General features: G+C 66.5%; 14 protein-coding genes. 6 read left to right on the top strand and 8 right to left on the bottom strand.

Annotated elements, in window-relative coordinates; all coding sequences use genetic code 11:
* Nucleotides 1-113 precede the first annotated feature (113 nt).
* Complete coding sequence (locus tag ACMUOY_RS09845) at nt 114-671, bottom strand: HNH endonuclease (protein WP_413892541.1); 558 nt, start codon at nt 669-671, stop codon at nt 114-116.
* A gap of 176 nt (nt 672-847) precedes the next feature.
* Between ACMUOY_RS09845 and ACMUOY_RS09850 the strand changes: the two genes are divergently transcribed.
* The 3 genes from ACMUOY_RS09850 to lspA all read left to right on the top strand — a co-directional run bounded on the left by ACMUOY_RS09850 (nt 848) and on the right by lspA (nt 5,456).
* On the top strand, nt 848-1,885 hold the full coding sequence (locus tag ACMUOY_RS09850; protein WP_413892542.1) for a bifunctional riboflavin kinase/FAD synthetase: 1,038 nt from the start codon (nt 848-850) through the stop codon (nt 1,883-1,885).
* Nucleotides 1,886-2,010: 125 nt separating this feature from the next.
* Nucleotides 2,011-4,923, top strand: coding sequence for an isoleucine--tRNA ligase (ileS, locus tag ACMUOY_RS09855; protein WP_413892543.1), 2,913 nt, complete (start codon nt 2,011-2,013; stop codon nt 4,921-4,923).
* Nucleotides 4,923-5,456, top strand: a complete 534-nt coding sequence (gene lspA, locus ACMUOY_RS09860) for a signal peptidase II (RefSeq protein ID WP_413892544.1) — start codon at nt 4,923-4,925, stop codon at nt 5,454-5,456. Before ileS ends, lspA begins: the two co-directional genes overlap by 1 nt.
* A 153-nt stretch (nt 5,457-5,609) precedes the next feature.
* Here lspA and ACMUOY_RS09865 read toward each other — a convergent pair whose 3' ends face one another.
* Nucleotides 5,610-6,593: a quinone oxidoreductase family protein gene (locus ACMUOY_RS09865; protein ID WP_413892545.1), complete on the bottom strand. Its 984-nt coding sequence runs from the start codon at nt 6,591-6,593 to the stop codon at nt 5,610-5,612.
* 106 nt (nt 6,594-6,699) lie between these two features.
* On the opposite strand from ACMUOY_RS09865, the gene ACMUOY_RS09870 reads away from it, so the two are divergent.
* On the top strand, nt 6,700-7,599 hold the full coding sequence (locus ACMUOY_RS09870) for a DMT family transporter (protein ID WP_413892546.1): 900 nt from the start codon (nt 6,700-6,702) through the stop codon (nt 7,597-7,599).
* A 39-nt stretch (nt 7,600-7,638) separates the two neighbouring features.
* Here the strand turns inward: ACMUOY_RS09870 and ACMUOY_RS09875 are convergent, their stop codons facing one another.
* Complete coding sequence (locus ACMUOY_RS09875; protein WP_413892547.1) at nt 7,639-8,439, bottom strand: SDR family oxidoreductase; 801 nt, start codon at nt 8,437-8,439, stop codon at nt 7,639-7,641.
* 97 nt (nt 8,440-8,536) lie between these two features.
* Between ACMUOY_RS09875 and ACMUOY_RS09880 the strand changes: the two genes are divergently transcribed.
* The gene (locus ACMUOY_RS09880; protein WP_413892548.1) at nt 8,537-9,094 is read left to right on the top strand and encodes an SH3 domain-containing protein; all 558 of its coding nucleotides are present in this window, start codon (nt 8,537-8,539) and stop codon (nt 9,092-9,094) included.
* Nucleotides 9,091-9,993 carry a M48 family metalloprotease gene (locus ACMUOY_RS09885; protein WP_413892549.1) on the top strand — a complete coding sequence of 301 codons (903 nt, stop codon included), beginning with the start codon at nt 9,091-9,093 and terminating at the stop codon, nt 9,991-9,993. The genes ACMUOY_RS09880 and ACMUOY_RS09885 overlap by 4 nt, the downstream gene beginning before the upstream one ends.
* On the opposite strand, the gene ACMUOY_RS09890 is transcribed toward ACMUOY_RS09885, so the two are convergent.
* The 5 genes from ACMUOY_RS09890 to ACMUOY_RS09910 form a co-directional block, all read right to left on the bottom strand.
* Entirely contained in the window at nt 9,976-10,881 is a 906-nt protein-coding gene (locus ACMUOY_RS09890) for a DMT family transporter (protein ID WP_413892550.1), read from the bottom strand. The genes ACMUOY_RS09885 and ACMUOY_RS09890 overlap by 18 nt on opposite strands.
* Before the next feature lie 162 nt (nt 10,882-11,043).
* On the bottom strand, nt 11,044-12,666 hold the full coding sequence (locus ACMUOY_RS09895; RefSeq protein WP_413892551.1) for a gamma-glutamyltransferase family protein: 1,623 nt from the start codon (nt 12,664-12,666) through the stop codon (nt 11,044-11,046).
* A gap of 58 nt (nt 12,667-12,724) precedes the next feature.
* On the bottom strand, nt 12,725-13,696 hold the full coding sequence (locus ACMUOY_RS09900) for a Bug family tripartite tricarboxylate transporter substrate binding protein (RefSeq protein ID WP_413892552.1): 972 nt from the start codon (nt 13,694-13,696) through the stop codon (nt 12,725-12,727).
* A 130-nt stretch (nt 13,697-13,826) separates the two neighbouring features.
* Nucleotides 13,827-15,338 (bottom strand): tripartite tricarboxylate transporter permease, encoded by a 1,512-nt coding sequence (locus tag ACMUOY_RS09905; RefSeq protein ID WP_413892553.1) that lies wholly within the window; start codon nt 15,336-15,338, stop codon nt 13,827-13,829.
* 11 nt (nt 15,339-15,349) lie between these two features.
* Complete coding sequence (locus ACMUOY_RS09910; protein WP_413892554.1) at nt 15,350-15,838, bottom strand: tripartite tricarboxylate transporter TctB family protein; 489 nt, start codon at nt 15,836-15,838, stop codon at nt 15,350-15,352.
* Nucleotides 15,839-15,930: the final 92 nt, after the last annotated feature.

Genomic DNA, 15,930 nt, shown 5'->3' on the forward strand with positions numbered 1-15,930 from the left:
AGGACGCGACGGCCGGGTGCCCATTGAAGGCGTCTGAACCCGATTGATGGGCCAGATACAAAGAAAGTGGGCTGCCATGGGCAGCCCATTTCACGCCACCCGCCGTTAAGCCCTCATCCATGCAGCCGCGACGTGCGCGGCAGGTGCGCCATCAGGAACTCCATCTGGTCGGCCAGAATGCGCCGGTTGCGCAGGATGAAGTCTTCCCACAGGCTGGGCACATAGGGGGCGTACAGCAGCGGCATGCGCGCCTGCTCGGGTGTGCGGCTGCTCTTGCGGTGGTTGCAGGCCCGACAGGCGGTGACCACGTTCATCCAGTGGTCGCGGCCGTTCTGGGCAAAGGGAATGATGTGCTCGCGGGTCAGTTCATCTTCGTGAAACAGATCGCCGCAGTAGGCGCAGACGTTGCGGTCGCGCGCGAACAGCTTGCCGTTGGTCAGGCCGGGACGCAGGTCGAAGGGGTTGATGTTGGGCACGCCGCGGGTGCCGATGATGCTGTTGACCGTGATGATCGACTGCTCACCCGAGACGGCGTTGTGTCCGCCGCGGAAGACAGCAATCTCCTGCCCGGCTTCCCAGCGCACATCCGACGCGGCGTAGTGGATCACCGCCTGCTCAAGCGAGATCCACGCCTGCGGCAAACCCTGGGCCGACAGCTTCAAGACCTTCACGACACGCCTCCTTCCAACAGTCGAACAACCACTGACACGGAACGCTGAAGTGCCAGGCGGCCGATGAATGAAACTCGACGCGCCTGCTAGGTCACAATATACCCTGTTTTCGTGACATTTTTGCGTCTGTTCCAGTGCCAGATGGGCACTTTCTGCTACCAAAACAATACTTCCCGATGAAGGTTTTTCGCGGCTTCCACCACCCCGGCGTCGCGCCCGCCTGCGCCCTGACGATTGGCAACTTCGATGGCGTTCACCGCGGGCATCAGGCGATGCTGGCGCTGCTGAACAACGAGGCCGCGCACCGCGGCGTGCCGAGTTGCGTGATGACCTTCGAGCCGCACCCGCGCGACTATTTCGCCGGCGCGCTGAAAAAGCCAGAACTGGCCCCCGCGCGCATCGCCACGCTGCGCGACAAGCTCACCGAACTCGAGCGCTGCGGTGTGCAGCAGGTGGTGGTGCTGCCGTTTGACGGGCGTTTGGCCTCGCAATCGCCCGATGCTTTCATCAATGACGTCCTGCTGCGGGGTCTGGGCGTGCGCTACGTGCTGGTGGGCGACGACTTCCGCTTCGGCGCCAAACGCGCCGGCGACTACGCCATGCTCGACGCGGCCGGCCAGGCGCTGGGTTTCGACGTCGCCCGCATGAACAGCTACGAGGTGCACGGCTTGCGCGTCTCCAGTTCGGCGGTGCGCGACGCATTGGGCACCGGCCGGCTGGCTGATGCCGCGCGGCTGCTGGGGCGCCCGTACTGCATCAGCGGCCACGTGGTGCACGGCCGCAAGCTCGGCCGCGATCTTGGCGCCAGCACCCAACAGGCGGGCGACGGCTTTCGCACGCTGAACCTGCGCTTTTCGCACTGGAACCCCGCGGCCAGCGGCATCTTCGCGGTGCTGGTGCACGGGCTGGGGTCCGCCCCCCTGCCGGGCGTGGCCAACCTGGGCATCCGCCCGTCGCTGGGCCCGGACGACGTGAACGGCGGGCGCGTCCTGCTCGAAACCCATTGCCTGCAATGGCCGCAGGCCCTGGGTGCGGATGGTGGGTACGGTAAAATCATCCGCGTGGAACTGCTGCACAAACTGCACGATGAGTTGAAGTACGACAGTCTGGATGCCCTGACCGCGGGCATCGCCAGGGACTGCGACGATGCGCGCGCGTTTTTTGCGTCCATGCACGCGGAAACCCACCGCCAGACCACGCGCGACCGAATTTAGACGAGTCAAGCGCCCCGGTCGCCGCCCACCATACAAGCTCAGGGCGAACGGTTTGTGCCCCCCGATGCTTTTTCTGCGGTCCCTCCGGACTGAGCTTGTCAAAGCCCTTGCCTTGAGTCGCCCCCATGTCTGACCAACCCCTTTCCCCTGCAGCGCCGACTGCCAAGCCCGAAGCCAGCGCCTACCGCGGCACGCTGAACATGCCCGACACGCCCTTCCCCATGCGCGGCGACCTGCCCAAGCGCGAGCCGGGCTGGGTCAAGGACTGGAACGAGGGGGATCTGTACATGCGACTTCGCGCCGCGCGCAAGGGCGCGCCGCTGTTCGTGCTGCACGACGGCCCACCGTATGCCAACGGCAAGCTGCACATCGGCCACGCGCTGAACAAGGTTCTCAAGGACATGATCGTCAAAAGCCGCCAGTTGGCCGGCTTCGACGCCCAGTACATCCCCGGCTGGGACTGCCACGGCCTGCCGATCGAAAACGCGATCGAAAAGCTGCACGGCCGCAACCTGAGCCGCGACGACATGCAGGCGAAGAGCCGCGCCTATGCCACGGAGCAGATCGACCAGCAGCGCGAAGACTTCAAGCGCCTGGGCGTGCTGGGCGACTGGGAGCGCCCCTACCGCACCATGGACCCGGCCAACGAAGGCGGGCAGATCCGCGCGTTCAAGCGCGTGATCGAGCGCGGCTTCGTCTACCGCGGCCTCAAGCCCGTGTACTGGTGCTTCGACTGCGGCTCCAGCCTGGCCGAGTTCGAGATCGAATACGCCGACAAGAAAAGTGACACGCTGGACGTGGCCTTTGAATCCGACGATCCGATGGCACTGGCCAAGGCCTTCGGACTGAGCCCCTTGCCCGACGCAAAGAAGGCCTTCGCCGTCATCTGGACCACCACCGCTTGGACCATCCCGGCGAACCAGGCGCTCAACGCGCACCCGGAGCTGGAGTACGCGCTGGTGGACACCCCGCGCGGCGTGCTGCTGCTCGGTGCCAGCCTGGTCGACAAATGCCTGGAGCGCTTCCAGATCGAAGGCCGTGTGATCGCCACCGCCAAGGGCGAGGCCCTGCGTGGCCTGGTGTTCCGCCACCCCCTGTACGATGCGGGCGAAGACACGACCGGCTACGGCTATCGCCGCCGGGCGCCCCTGTTCCTGGCGGACTACGTCAGCGACAGCGACGGCACCGGCATCGTGCATTCCTCGCCGGCCTACGGCGTGGACGACTTCAACTCCTGCGTGGCGCACGGCATGCGCTACGAGGACATCCTGAACCCGGTGCAAGGCAACGGCAGCTACGCCGAAGACCTTCCGCTGTTCGGCGGCCTGAACATCTGGAAGGCCTGCCCCGTCATCATCGACACCTTGCGCGAGCACGGCCGCCTGATGGCCACTCAGCCCATCGTGCACAGCTACCCGCACTGCTGGCGCCACAAGACGCCGGTGATCTACCGCGCGGCCGCGCAGTGGTTCATCCGCATGGACGAGGGCGAAGGCGTGTTCACCAGGGACAAGGCGCCCAAGACGCTGCGCCAGCTGGCCCTGGACGCCATCGACCACACCCACTTCTACCCCGACAACGGCAAGGCCCGGTTGCGCGACATGATCGCGGGCCGCCCAGACTGGTGCATCAGCCGTCAGCGCAGCTGGGGCGTGCCGGTGCCGTTCTTCCTGCACAAGGACAGCGGCAAGCTGCACCCGCGCACGATGGAGATCCTCGATCAGGCGGCCGACATCGTCGAGAAAGGCGGCATCGAGGCCTGGAGCCGTGCGACGACCGAAGACATCCTGGGTGCTGCGGACGCGGCCCACTACACCAAGAGCACCGACATCCTGGAAGTCTGGTTCGATTCCGGGTCCACCTTCTGGCATGTGCTGCGTGGCAGCCACGCCGACGCCTATCCGAACGGCGCCTTCCATGCGCAAGGTCCCGAGGCCGACCTGTATCTCGAAGGCCACGACCAGCACCGTGGCTGGTTCCACAGCTCGCTGCTGCTGGGCTGCGCCCTGTTCGACCGCGCGCCCTACCGCGGCCTGCTGACGCACGGCTTCGCCACCGATGGCCAGGGCCGCAAGATGAGCAAGAGCCTGGGCAACACGGTCGAGCCGCAGAGTGTGACGACGAAGCTCGGTGCCGAGATCGTGCGCCTGTGGGTGGCCAGCACCGACTACTCGGGCGACCTGAACATCGACGACAAGATCCTCGCCCGCGTGGTGGACGCCTACCGGCGCATCCGCAACACCTTGCGCTTCCTGCTGGCCAACGTCAGCGACTTCGACCCGGCGCTGGACACCGTGCCCGCCGACCAGTTGCTGGAGATCGACGGCTACGCCCTGGCGCGGGCCGCCCAGCTGCAGGCCGAGATCCTGCGGCACTACGACGTCTACGAATTCCATCCGGTCGTCAGCAAGCTGCAGGTGTACTGCTCCGAAGACCTCGGTGCGTTCTACCTTGACGTGCTGAAAGACCGCCTGTACACCAGCGCGCCGAACAGCCGCGAGCGCCGCTCGGCGCAGACCGCGCTGTGGCAGATCACGCAGGCCATGCTGCGCTGGATGGCGCCGTTCCTCAGCTTCACCGCCGAGGAAGCCTGGACCGTCTTCGCCGGCGAGAAGAGCCAGGGCTCGATCTTCTTCGAGACCTACTGGCCCTTCCCCTCGCCCAATGAAGCCCTGCTGGCCAAGTGGGAACGGCTGCGCCAGATCCGCGACGTCGCCAACAAGGAGATCGAGACGGTGCGCACTGAAGGGCGGGTCGGCTCGTCCTTGCAGGCCACGCTGCTCATCACGGCCGGCGCCGACGACGCCGCCTTGCTGCGCTCGCTGGGCGACGACCTGAAGTTCGTGACCATCACCTCCGAGGCGAGGGTGGCCGACGGCGACACCCTGGCGATCCAGGTCTCGCCGAGCGCGGCGGTGAAATGCGAGCGCTGCTGGCACTACCGCGACGACGTCGGCCATGACCCCGCACACCCCACAATCTGCGGGCGTTGCACCAGCAACCTGTTTGGCGCCGGCGAAATCCGGGCGGTTGCCTGATGGCCACGAAGGGGAAGACCCGGCTGGTTCGCGGCACGGGTGGCGGCATGCTGCCCTGGCTCGGTCTGGCGCTCATCCTGCTGATTGCGGACCAGTTCACCAAGGTGCTGGTGGTCGGCTACTACCAGCTCGGCGACAGCACTGTGGTGACGTCTTTCTTCAATCTCGTGCGCGTGCACAACACCGGCGCGGCGTTCTCCTTCCTCGCCTCGGCCGGTGGCTGGCAGCGCTGGTTTTTCACCGCGCTGGGCATTGCCGCGGCCGGGTTCATCCTGTGGATGCTGCGTGCGCACAGCGCGCAACGGCTGTTCAGCTTCGCCCTGGCCTGCATCCTGGCGGGCGCGGTGGGCAATGTGATCGACAGGGTGTTGTACGGTTATGTGGTGGACTTCCTGCAGTTCCACTGGTCATGGCTGAGCCCGGTGTTCCCTGGCGGCTTCTTCCCGGCGTTCAACATCGCCGACAGCGCCATCACCGTGGGCGCAACCGCGCTGATCCTGGACGAGCTGCTGCGGGTGCGCCGGGGGCGGTGAAACCCGCCCCTGGGGCGGCCTGCGACCGCCCCGCCGGTGTTTTGGGCATCATTTGATGCCGAAAATGACCACATCCCATCGCGAAATGGTCATAGTTTGCTATCGTAATAGTAGCAATGAAAAATGCGAGAACACCCCTTCCAGGCGGCTGCGTCAGAGCGTCAGGATGGTGCAGCCGGTGGTCTGGCGCGCCTCCAGCGCCCGGTGCGCGTCCTGCACCTGCGCCAGCGGGAAGCGCTGCTCGATGTGAATCTTCACCTGGCCGCTGAGCACCACGGCAAACAGGTCGTCGGCCATGGCCTGTGTGGCCTCGCGCGTGGTGATGTGGCTGAACAGGGTCTGGCGCGTCACGTAGATCGAGCCCTTGGCGCCCAGGCTGGCCGGGGCAAACGGGGGCACCGGGCCGGAGGCGTTGCCGAAGCTGGCCATCAGGCCGAAGGGGCGCAGGCAGTCGAGCGACTTGTCCCAGGTGTCCTTGCCGACCGAGTCGTACACCACCTTCACGCCTGCGCCACCGGTGATGTCCTTCACCCGCGCGGCGAAATCTTCGGTGCGGTAGTTGATGGCATGAACCGCCCCGTTGGCCAGCGCCAGCGCGCATTTTTCATCCGATCCGGCCGTGCCGATCAGCTGCAGGCCCAGCGCCTTGGCCCACTGGCAGGCGATCAGGCCCACGCCTCCGGCGGCGGCATGGAACAGCACGTAGTCGCCGTGCTTCAGGCCCTCGACGGGCAGCGTCTTCTTGAGCAGGTATTGCGCGGTCAGGCCCTTGAGCATCATGGCAGCGCCGGTCTCGAAGCTGATCGCGTCCGGCAGCACGCATACGCACTTGGCCGGCATCACGCGCACCTCGCAGTAGCTTCCCGGTGGCTGGCTGGCGTAGGCGGCACGGTCGCCCACCTTCAGGTGCGTCACGCCCGCGCCCACCGCCTCCACGATTCCGGCGCCTTCCATGCCGAGCTTCAGGGGCATGGGGAAGGGGTAGAGCCCGCTGCGCTGGTAGACATCGATGAAGTTCAGGCCGATGGCCTTGTGGCGGATGCGGATCTCGCCTGGGCCGGGGTCGCCCACGGTCACGTCGACGAGTTTGAGCTGTTCGGGGCCACCGGTCTGGTCGATCTGGACGGCAAGGGTCATGGCGGGTCTCCTGGGACAAAGTGGAACAAATGCAACCGCCAATCCTGCCATGTTTCCGTCGCCCTCGCTGTCATGCTGCCATGGCGCACCGGCTACAGTGGCAAACATGACGCAAAGACTGACCCCCGGCACCGCGCTGCTGCTGACCATCCCGCCCTTGCTGTGGGCCGGCAATGCCGTGGTGGGCCGGATGGCGCAGGGGCTGATCCCCCCGGTCACGCTGAACTTTCTGCGCTGGGCGCTGGCCTTTGCCATCCTGCTGCCTCTGGCGGGCTGGGTGTTGCGCCGCTCCAGCGGCCTGTGGTCCCACTGGCGGCGCTTCGCGCTGCTGGGCCTGCTCGGCGTGGGCTGCTACAACGCGCTGCAGTACCTGGCGCTGAAGACCTCCACCCCGCTGAACGTGACCCTGGTCGCGTCGAGCATCCCGCTGTGGATGCTGGCCACCGGTGCACTGTTCTTTGGCGCCCGGATCTCGCGCCAGCAGCTGCTGGGGGCCGCGCTGTCGATGGCCGGCGTGGGCGTGGTGCTGTCGCGCGGGGAATGGGCGCACCTGCTGGAGCTGCGCCTGGTCACCGGCGACCTGTATGTCCTGCTGGCCACCGCCTGCTGGGCGCTGTACAGCTGGCTGCTGACGCGCCGCGACGAGCCCGATGCGATCCGAAGCGATTGGGCGGCGTTCCTGATGGCCCAGGTGGTCTTCGGGCTGGGCTGGTCCGGCGCGTTTGCCGCGAGCGAGTGGGTCTTGACGGACGCCCGCATCGTCTGGGGCTGGCCGACACTGGCCACGCTGCTCTTCGTGGCCATAGGCCCGGCGGTGCTGGCCTACCGCTGCTGGGGCCTGGGCGTGCAGCGCGCCGGACCGGCCATCGCCGGGTTCTTTTCCAACCTCACGCCGCTGTTTGCCGCGTTGATGTCGGCCGCGTTTCTCGGCGAGATGCCGCGCACGTACCACGCGTTGGCGTTTGCGCTGATCGTGGGCGGAATCGTCGTTTCATCCCGGCGCTGAGGCCAGTGCGCGGCCAAAGCGAAGGCTGCACCGGCCGCCTCAATAGGTCCCCGGATAGGCGCCACCGTCCGGCAGGATGTTCTGCCCGGTAAGGTAAGCCGCGTGCTGGCTGCACAGGAACGCGCAGATGGCACCGAACTCCTCGGCCGTGCCGTAGCGGCCCGCCGGAATCTGGGCCTGCTGTGCGCGGCGGATGTCATCCACACTCTTGCCGGTCTTTTCGGCCGCGGCACGCAGCGTCGTGGCGATACGGTCGGTATCGAACTTGCCGGGCAGCAGGTTGTTGATGGTGACGCCCTTGGCGGCGATGCCACTGCGCGCCACGCCAGCCACGAAGCCGGTCAGGCCGCTACGCGCGCCATTGGACAGGCCCAGGATGTCGATCGGCGCCTTCACCGCGCTGGAGGTGATGTTGACGATGCGCCCGAAGCCCCGCGCGGCCATTCCGTCCACCGTGGCCTTGATGAGCTCGATCGGCGTGAGCATGTTGGCGTCGACCGCCTTGATCCAGGCGTCACGATCCCAGTCGCGAAAGTCGCCAGGTGGCGGCCCCCCCGCATTGGTGACCACGATGTCGAAGTTGACGCCAGGTCCGCCCGGCACGGCAAACACCGCAGCCCGACCGGCCACCGAGGTGATGTCCTCGGCCACCGCCAGCACCTGCACGGACGGGCCCCCTTGTGCTGTCAGTTCTGCGGTCGTGCGCTCCAGCGCCTCGCGCCCCCGCGCAACGATGACCACATGGACCCCTTCGCGCACCAAGGCCAGCGCGCAGCCCCGGCCCAGCCCCTTGCTGGCGCCGCACACCAGCGCCCATTTGCCTGCGATACCCAAATCCATAACAATTCCCGTCTTGCGTGTCAGAAAGACCTGAATGATAGAGGCCGCATCCCTTTCACACAGACGCACTGGCTGCCAGACCTTGCGGGGCCTGCTGGTGAGCTTGGCAGGGGCGTGGATATGCGCCGCCCAAGCCCAGGGTGATCCCGGCATCCTGCGGCGCGCGGTCGAACTGCGCGAGTCCCCCGCGCCAAATGCAGCGAGCCTGGCGGCACTGCCCGCACAGGCCTCCGTCACGCGACTGGCTGGGCGGCAGGGGGCCTGGATACAGGTTCGAACGGCAGCCGATGTGACGGGCTGGGTCCACCTGTTCGACGTGGGCTCGCCCGGCTCGCCAACCACGGCACCAGCCCAAGGTGGCGCACCGTCGGGCAGCAGCGCCCTGCGCGGCCTGACCAGTCTCCTGACTGGCGGCGCCAGCGGCGGGACCACTGTCCCGACCACCACCGTCGGCATTCGCGGCCTGAGCGCCGAAGACATCGCCCAGGCCCAGCCCAATGCCGAAGCCGTCACCCAAATGGAGGCCCTGCGCCAGAACGAAGCCCAGGCGCGCGCGTTTGCCAGCGGCGCCACCCTGGTCAGCCAGACGGTCACGCCGCTGCCCTCGCCCCCGGCTCCATCAAACGCCAGCATGGCGGGTGGAGCCGCGCAATGACCCGTTCCTGGCGCCTGCTCGGGCGGACCGTGGCCGCCGTGGCGGTCGCCTTGCTGCTCGCACCTGGCGCACAGGCCCAATTCGGCGCGCTGCGCCTGCTCGGGTCGATCGGTCGCCCGGCGCCGGCTTCCGTGCAGCCGACGGGCGCCGCTTCCGGTGGCGACCTGCTGCAGTTGCTGTCGCAATCACTGGACCAGATCGACGAGCCGAAAGAGATCGAGATCGGCCGCCAGATGGCCGCCGTGCTGCTCGGCAGCAAGCCCTTGCACGGCGACATGGCCTTGCAGGCCTATGTCAACCAGCTGGGCCGCTGGATCAGCCTGCACTCCACCCGCCCCAACCTGCCGTGGTCCTTTGTGGTGATTGACGACAGCGGCTACAACGCGTTCGCGGCACCCGGTGGCTACGTGTTCGTCACGAAGGGCCTGATCGACCGGGTGCGCGACGAAGCGGAGCTGGCCGCCATCCTGGCGCACGAGATCACCCACGTCACCAGCCGGCACCACCTCGTGGCCCTGCGCGCCAAGGCGCAGGTGGGCGTATTGACCCAGTTGGTGGGATCGCAGCTGCGCAACAACCTCGGTGGCTGGGTGTCGGCGCAGATGCTTTCGCTGGGGCGCAATCTTTACAGCAGCGGCCTGAACCAGCAGGATGAGTTCGATGCCGATCGCAACGGCGTCGAACTCGCCACGCGTGCAGGCTTCGACCCCTACGGGCTGGCCGCTGCCCTGCAGCAGTTGCGCACGGCCACCCCCGACGATCCTCTGTTCGCGCTGTCGCTGAGCACCCATCCGCCTGCCCAGCAGCGGCTGGACCGGATCGAAGTGGCCATGGGCAGCCGGCTCGACGGTTTCGCCGGCAAGCCGCCGGTGCCTCTGGCGCTACGCCTGGCGCGCTGAGCGCGAAAACACATAAATCCCGGTGATCACCAGCACGGTGCCGGCGATGATCCAGCTGTTCAGCGGCTCACCCAGAATCACCACTCCCATCAGAATGGTCGACATCGGGCCGATCATGCCGGTCTGCGCCGTCAAAGCGGGCCCGATGCGCTCGATCGCCATCATCACCAGCAGCACCGGCAGCGCGGTGCAGGCCGTCGCATTCAGCAGTGACAACCAGAGCACGGCGGGCGCGACCTCGGCGGCGGCCAGCGGGCGCAGCAGCGCGAACTGGGCGATGCACAGCAGGCAAGCCACCGAAGTGGCCAGCCCCGCCAGCCGTAGCGCGCCCAGACGGTGCACCAGCTCGCCGCTGTAGCTCATGTACAGCGCGTAGCTGATGGTGCTCAGGAACACCAGCAGCGCGCCCCAGGCCACAGCCGTTCCATCCAGCGAAAGCTGGTGACCAAAGACTAGCACCACCCCGCTGTAGCTCACAGCCATCGCCACCGCCTGGGGCCGGCGGATTCGCCGACCGTGCATCAGCCAGCCCAGCAGCAGCACCAGCGTGGGGTTGAGATACAGGATCAGCCGTTCGAGTGACGCGGTGATGTACTGCAGCCCGGCAAAGTCGAGAAAACTGGCCAGGTAGTACCCGGTGAATCCCAGCCACAGCACGCCCACCGCGTCGCGGCGTGTCAGCGCCGGCTTGCCACGCCCGGCCCACCACGCCATCGCCGCAAAGAAAGGTACCGCGAACAGCATGCGGTACATCAGAAGCGTGACCGCGTCCACGCCATGGCGATAGGCCAGCTTGACGATGATGGCCTTCCCGCTGAAGGCAATGGAGCCGACAACGGCCAACGCCAGCCCGGGCGCCAATTTCGTGGAATGAGGGGTGGCAGTCACGTCAGCCGCAGCGCCGGGCCGCCCCAAGCAAGGCTGGGCCCCCTCGGGGCTGAGTGCCGCGGCTCCCGATGTGCCTGCGCACATCGGGACGGCACGAAGGGCCCGCGCCTGTGGCGCTGGCACGTACAGCGCAGCACACGAAGTGGCAAGCGTGGAGGCCTGTCAGAAGCCAACCGCCTGCCCGTCACGGCGCGCGTCGCTGGCGGCCACATAGCCCTCGACCTTCGGGTCGCCCGCGCGCCAGATGAACTGGCCGGCGCCAAAGTCCTGGTAGGAGTCGTTGATGACTTCCATGCGGTGCCCGCGCTCGGCCAGGCCTTGCACGGTCTGCGCATCCAGCGCCGACTCCACGTTGATCTCCAGCCCGGCGTTGTAGCGCCAGCGCGGCGCATCGCAGGCGGCCTGCGGGTTCTGCCCGTAGTCGAGCATGCGCACCAGGGTCTGCATGTGGCCCTGGGGCTGCATGTTGGCGCCCATCACGCCGTAGCTCATCACCGGCTGGCCGTCCTTCGTGAGGAAGGCAGGGATGATGGTATGGAACGGCCGCTTGCCCGGCGCGACCAGATTGGCCGGGTTGGCGGCCTTCGCATCCACGCTGAAGCCATGGCCCCGGTTCTGCAGGCTGATGCCGAAGGTCGGCTCGACACAACCGGAGCCGAAGCCCATGTAGTTGCTCTGGATGAAGCTCACCATCATGCCGTTTTCGTCGGCGGCGGTCAGGTAGATCGTGCCGCCCTTGACCGGATTGCCCGCTCCGAAGTCCTGCGCCTTCTTCAGGTCGATCAGCTTCGCGCGGCTGGCGAGGTACGCGTCATCGAGCATCTGATCGACGCTGACTTCCATCGACGAGGGCTCGGCCACGAAGCGGTAAACGTCGGCGAATGCCAGCTTCATGGCCTCGATCTGCAGGTGCTGCGAGTCGACGCCGTCCACGGGCAGGCCCGCCACATCGAAATGGCCCAGGATGCCCAGAGCGATCAGCGCGGCGATGCCCTGCCCGTTGGGTGGAATCTCGTGCAGCGTGTAGCCGCGGTAGTCCTTCGCGATGGGCTTGACCCACTCGGGCTGGTACGCGGCGAAGTCGCTGGCCATGAGGTTGCCGCCATGCGTTGCCGAAAAACGCTCGATCGCCTGCGCGATCTCGCCGCCGTAATAGGCCTGGCCGCGCGTCTCGGCAATGGCGCGCAGCCCCCGCGCCGCCGCCTTGAACTGGAACAGCTCGCCGACCTCGGGCGCACGGCCCCAGGGCATGAAGGCCTGTGCGAAGCCTGGCAGGGATTGCAGTTCCGGCGTGGCCGCCGCCCATTTCTGCTGCACCACCACCGGCAGCAGGTAGCCCCGCTCGGCGATCTCGATGGCCGGTTGCATCAGGTCAGCGAAAGGCAGCTTGCCGAAGCGCTCGCTCATCGCCACCCAGCTGCTCACCGCACCGGGCACGGTGACTGCATCGAAGCCGCGTTTGGGGGGCGTTGCCACGTCTTGCCCGTACTTGCGGCGGAAATACTCCGGCGTCCAGGCGGCCGGTGCCCGGCCGGAAGCGTTCAGTCCATGCAGCTCTTTGCCATCCCACAGGATGCAGAAGGAGTCGCTGCCCAGGCCGTTGCTCACCGGCTCGCAGATCGTCATGGCCGCCGCGGCCGCCACGGCGGCATCCACCGCATTGCCGCCGTTGTAGAGCATGCGCAGCCCCGCCTGCGCCGCCAGCGGGTGGGACGTGGACACGACGTTGCGCGCAAAGACCGGCAGGCGCGTGCTGAGGTAGGGATTTGAATAATTGAAGTTCATTTGAATGAATCCGTGGTCGGTGTCGTCTCGACGAAGTCCAGAAAGAAATGGCGCGGCGCTACTCCGCCACGATCTTGCGCTCGGTGATGATTTTTTTCCACTTGGCGGCATCCAGCGCGGCCATCTGTGCAAACTGCGCCGGCGTGCCGCCAACGCCCTCGATGCCCAGCCGCGCCAGGCGCTCCTTGACATCGGCGTCGGCCTGCGCCTGGTTAACGGCGGTGTTGACCCGTGCCGTCACATCGGCCGGCAGCCCCTTGGGGCCGTAAAGGCCGAACCAGGTGTTGGACTCGAACCCGGGAAGCAACTCGGCCACCGCCGGAAGGTCCGGCGCCATCGGCGTGCGCTGCGCGGAGGTCACGGCCAGCGCGCGCAGGCGGCCGTCGCGCACATGGGGCAACCCGGTCGGCAGAGAGTCGAACAGCACGTCCACCTTTCCGCTCACGAGGTCCGGAATCGCCAGCGCCGTGCCCTTGTAGGGAATGTGCACCAGGAACAGGCCTGCCTGCGACTTGAACAGCTCGGCGGTGAGCTGCACGATGGTGCCATTGCCGCTGGAGGCGTAATTCAGGCGCCCGGGGTTCTTGCGTGCATAGTCCACCCACTCCTTGAGCGTCTTTGCGGGCGAACTGTTGGGCACCAGCATGATGCTGGGCGCGTTGCCAACATGGCAGATGGGCGTGAAATCACGCACCGCGTCATACGGCATCTTCGGATTCAACGCAGGGCCGATGGAGTGGGTGCTGGAGGTCGCCAGCAGCAGCGTGTAGCCGTCCGCGGGGGCCTTGGCCACCAGATCGGAGCCGATGGTGCCGCCGGCCCCTGGGCGGTTCTCCACCACCACCGCCACTCCAAGCTTTTCACCCAGCTTCTGCGAGAGCGTGCGGGCGAAGATATCGGTCGCACCGCCGGCCGGGAACGGCACCACCAGGCGGATGGGTTTGGACGGATAGGCCTGCGCCCAAGCGGGTGCCCCCAGCAACAGGGTGGCAGCGGCACCGGTGCCGATAACGAGTTGACGTCTTCTCATGGAATTCCTGCTGATTTCGAAGCGCTTTGCAAACCACCATTGTGCGGCACGTGACGATGAGATGCTGCAATGCCGCCGCTCAAACAAAACGGCGCCCACGGGCGCCGTTTGCGTCAGCCTGCGGACCGCGTCAATCCTCGACGAACGCCTCCTCGCGCTTGTTCTTGATGGCCGGCATCAGCACGATCACCAGCAGCAGCGCGGCTGCGGCCAGCAGGCCCGCCGACAGCGGCCGCGTGACAAACACGCTCCAGTCGCCGCGCGAGAGCAGCAGCGCCCGGCGCAGGTTCTCCTCCATCATCGGCCCCAGGATGAAGCCCAGCAGCAACGGTGCCGGCTCGGCGCCCAGCTTGATGAACAGATAGCCGATCACACCAAAGATGGCCACCATCCAGATGTCGAAGGTGTTGTTGTTGGTGGAGTACACGCCGATCGCGCAGAACAGCACGATGGCCGGGAACAACCAGCGGTAGGGCACCGTCAGCAGCTTGATCCACAGGCCGATCATCGGCAGGTTCAGAATCACCAGCATCAGGTTGCCGATCCACATCGAGGCGATCAGGCCCCAGAACAGTTCCGGGTTGCTGGTCATGACCTGCGGGCCCGGCTGGATGTTGTGGATGGTCATGGCACCGACCATGAGCGCCATCACGGCATTGGGCGGAATGCCCAGCGTCAGCAGGGGAATGAACGAGGTCTGCGAGCCGGCGTTGTTGGCAGATTCGGGTGCCGCCACGCCGCGGATGTTGCCCTGGCCGAACGGCACTTCGCCCGGCTTGAGCTTGGTCTTCTTCTCGATGGTGTAGGCCGCGAACGCCGCCAGCAGCGCGCCGCCGCCCGGCAGGATGCCGAGCAGGGAGCCGATGGTGGTGCCGCGCAGCACGGCCGGCACCATGCGCTTGAAGTCTTCCGCGGAGGGGTACAGGTGCGTCACCTTGCCGGTGAACACCTCGCGGTGCTCTTCCTTGATCGACAGGTTCTGGATGATCTCGCCATAGCCGAAGACGCCCATCGCAATCACGATGAAGCCGATGCCATCGGTCAGTTCCGGAATGTCGAAGGAAAAGCGCGCGACGCCGGAGTTCACGTCGGTGCCCACCAGGCCCAGCAGCAGGCCCAGCACGATCATCGCAATCGCCTTCAGCAGTGAGCCCGAGGCCAGCACCACGGCGCCGATCAGGCCCAGGATCATCAGCGAAAAATACTCCGCCGGGCCGAACTTGAAGGCCACCTCGGTCAGCGGCGCAGCAAAGGCCGCCAGGATCAAGGTGCCCACGCAGCCGGCAAAGAAGGAGCCGAGGCCGGCGGCCGCCAGTGCTGGCCCTGCCCGCCCCTTGCGCGCCATCTGGTAGCCGTCGATCACGGTCACCACCGAGGACGATTCGCCGGGCAGGTTCACCAGAATCGCGGTGGTCGAGCCCCCGTATTGCGCTCCGTAGTAGATGCCGGCCAGCATGATCAGCGCGGCCACTGGCGGCAGCGCGTAGGTGGCAGGCAGCAGCATCGCGATGGTCGCCACCGGGCCGATGCCGGGCAGCACGCCGATCAACGTGCCCAGCAGACAGCCGACGAAAGCGTAGATCAGGTTCTGGGCCGTGAAGGCGACGCCGAAGCCCAGCGAAAGATTGTTGATCAGATCCATGGGAAGTCTCCTCAGCCCGTGATGAAGGTCGGCCAGACCGGGAACTGCAGTTTGAGCAGCACGATGAAGGCGAGGTAACTGCCGATCGACAGGATGGTCGCGAGAATCAGCACCTCCTTGAGGTTGAACCGCTCACCAGCCAGGCTGGCGACCACGGTCAGCCCGTAAATGGCGGCGACCAGTCCCATGGCCGGGATCTTGAGCGACGGCAACCCCCCCAGCAGGATGCCGAACAGCACGTTCGACGCGATGACAAAGAACAGCGGTTTCCAGGCAAACTTTCCGATCTTGTCTCCCCCATCGGTTTCCACAACCAGGGCTTTGAACATGACGATGGCCCCCAGGATCGCCAGCAGGATGCCCAGCACCAACGGGAAGTATCCCGGCCCCATGCGCGCGCCATTGCCCACCGTGTAGGTGGTGGCCCCCAGGGCGAATGCAGCACCGACGGCGCTGAACATCAGCCCGGAGAAGAAGTCTTTCTGACTCTTGATTTTCACGAATGAACTCCTCGAAATGGATTTTTCGAAGGCTCGATTCTGGGGGGAAATGCCACCACCGCAGATGTGGATTTCACCTACGCAGCCGGATG

Origin of the sequence: Candidatus Skiveiella danica, assembly GCF_022705245.1 — a bacterium.
GTDB lineage: Bacteria > Pseudomonadota > Gammaproteobacteria > Burkholderiales > Burkholderiaceae_C > Skiveiella > Skiveiella danica.

Bases quoted from the DNA above. Each gene is read 5' to 3' on its own strand.
- ACMUOY_RS09850 (WP_413892542.1), top strand. From the start codon at position 848: ATGAAGGTTTTTCGCGGCTTCCACCACCCCGGCGTCGCGCCCGCCTGC.
- ileS (WP_413892543.1), top strand. From the start codon at position 2,011: ATGTCTGACCAACCCCTTTCCCCTGCAGCGCCGACTGCCAAGCCCGAA.
- lspA (WP_413892544.1), top strand. From the start codon at position 4,923: ATGGCCACGAAGGGGAAGACCCGGCTGGTTCGCGGCACGGGTGGCGGC.
- ACMUOY_RS09865 (WP_413892545.1), bottom strand. From the start codon at position 6,593: ATGACCCTTGCCGTCCAGATCGACCAGACCGGTGGCCCCGAACAGCTC.
- ACMUOY_RS09870 (WP_413892546.1), top strand. From the start codon at position 6,700: ATGACGCAAAGACTGACCCCCGGCACCGCGCTGCTGCTGACCATCCCG.
- ACMUOY_RS09875 (WP_413892547.1), bottom strand. From the start codon at position 8,439: ATGGATTTGGGTATCGCAGGCAAATGGGCGCTGGTGTGCGGCGCCAGC.
- ACMUOY_RS09885 (WP_413892549.1), top strand. From the start codon at position 9,091: ATGACCCGTTCCTGGCGCCTGCTCGGGCGGACCGTGGCCGCCGTGGCG.
- ACMUOY_RS09895 (WP_413892551.1), bottom strand. From the start codon at position 12,666: ATGAACTTCAATTATTCAAATCCCTACCTCAGCACGCGCCTGCCGGTC.
- ACMUOY_RS09900 (WP_413892552.1), bottom strand. From the start codon at position 13,696: ATGAGAAGACGTCAACTCGTTATCGGCACCGGTGCCGCTGCCACCCTG.
- ACMUOY_RS09905 (WP_413892553.1), bottom strand. From the start codon at position 15,338: ATGGATCTGATCAACAATCTTTCGCTGGGCTTCGGCGTCGCCTTCACG.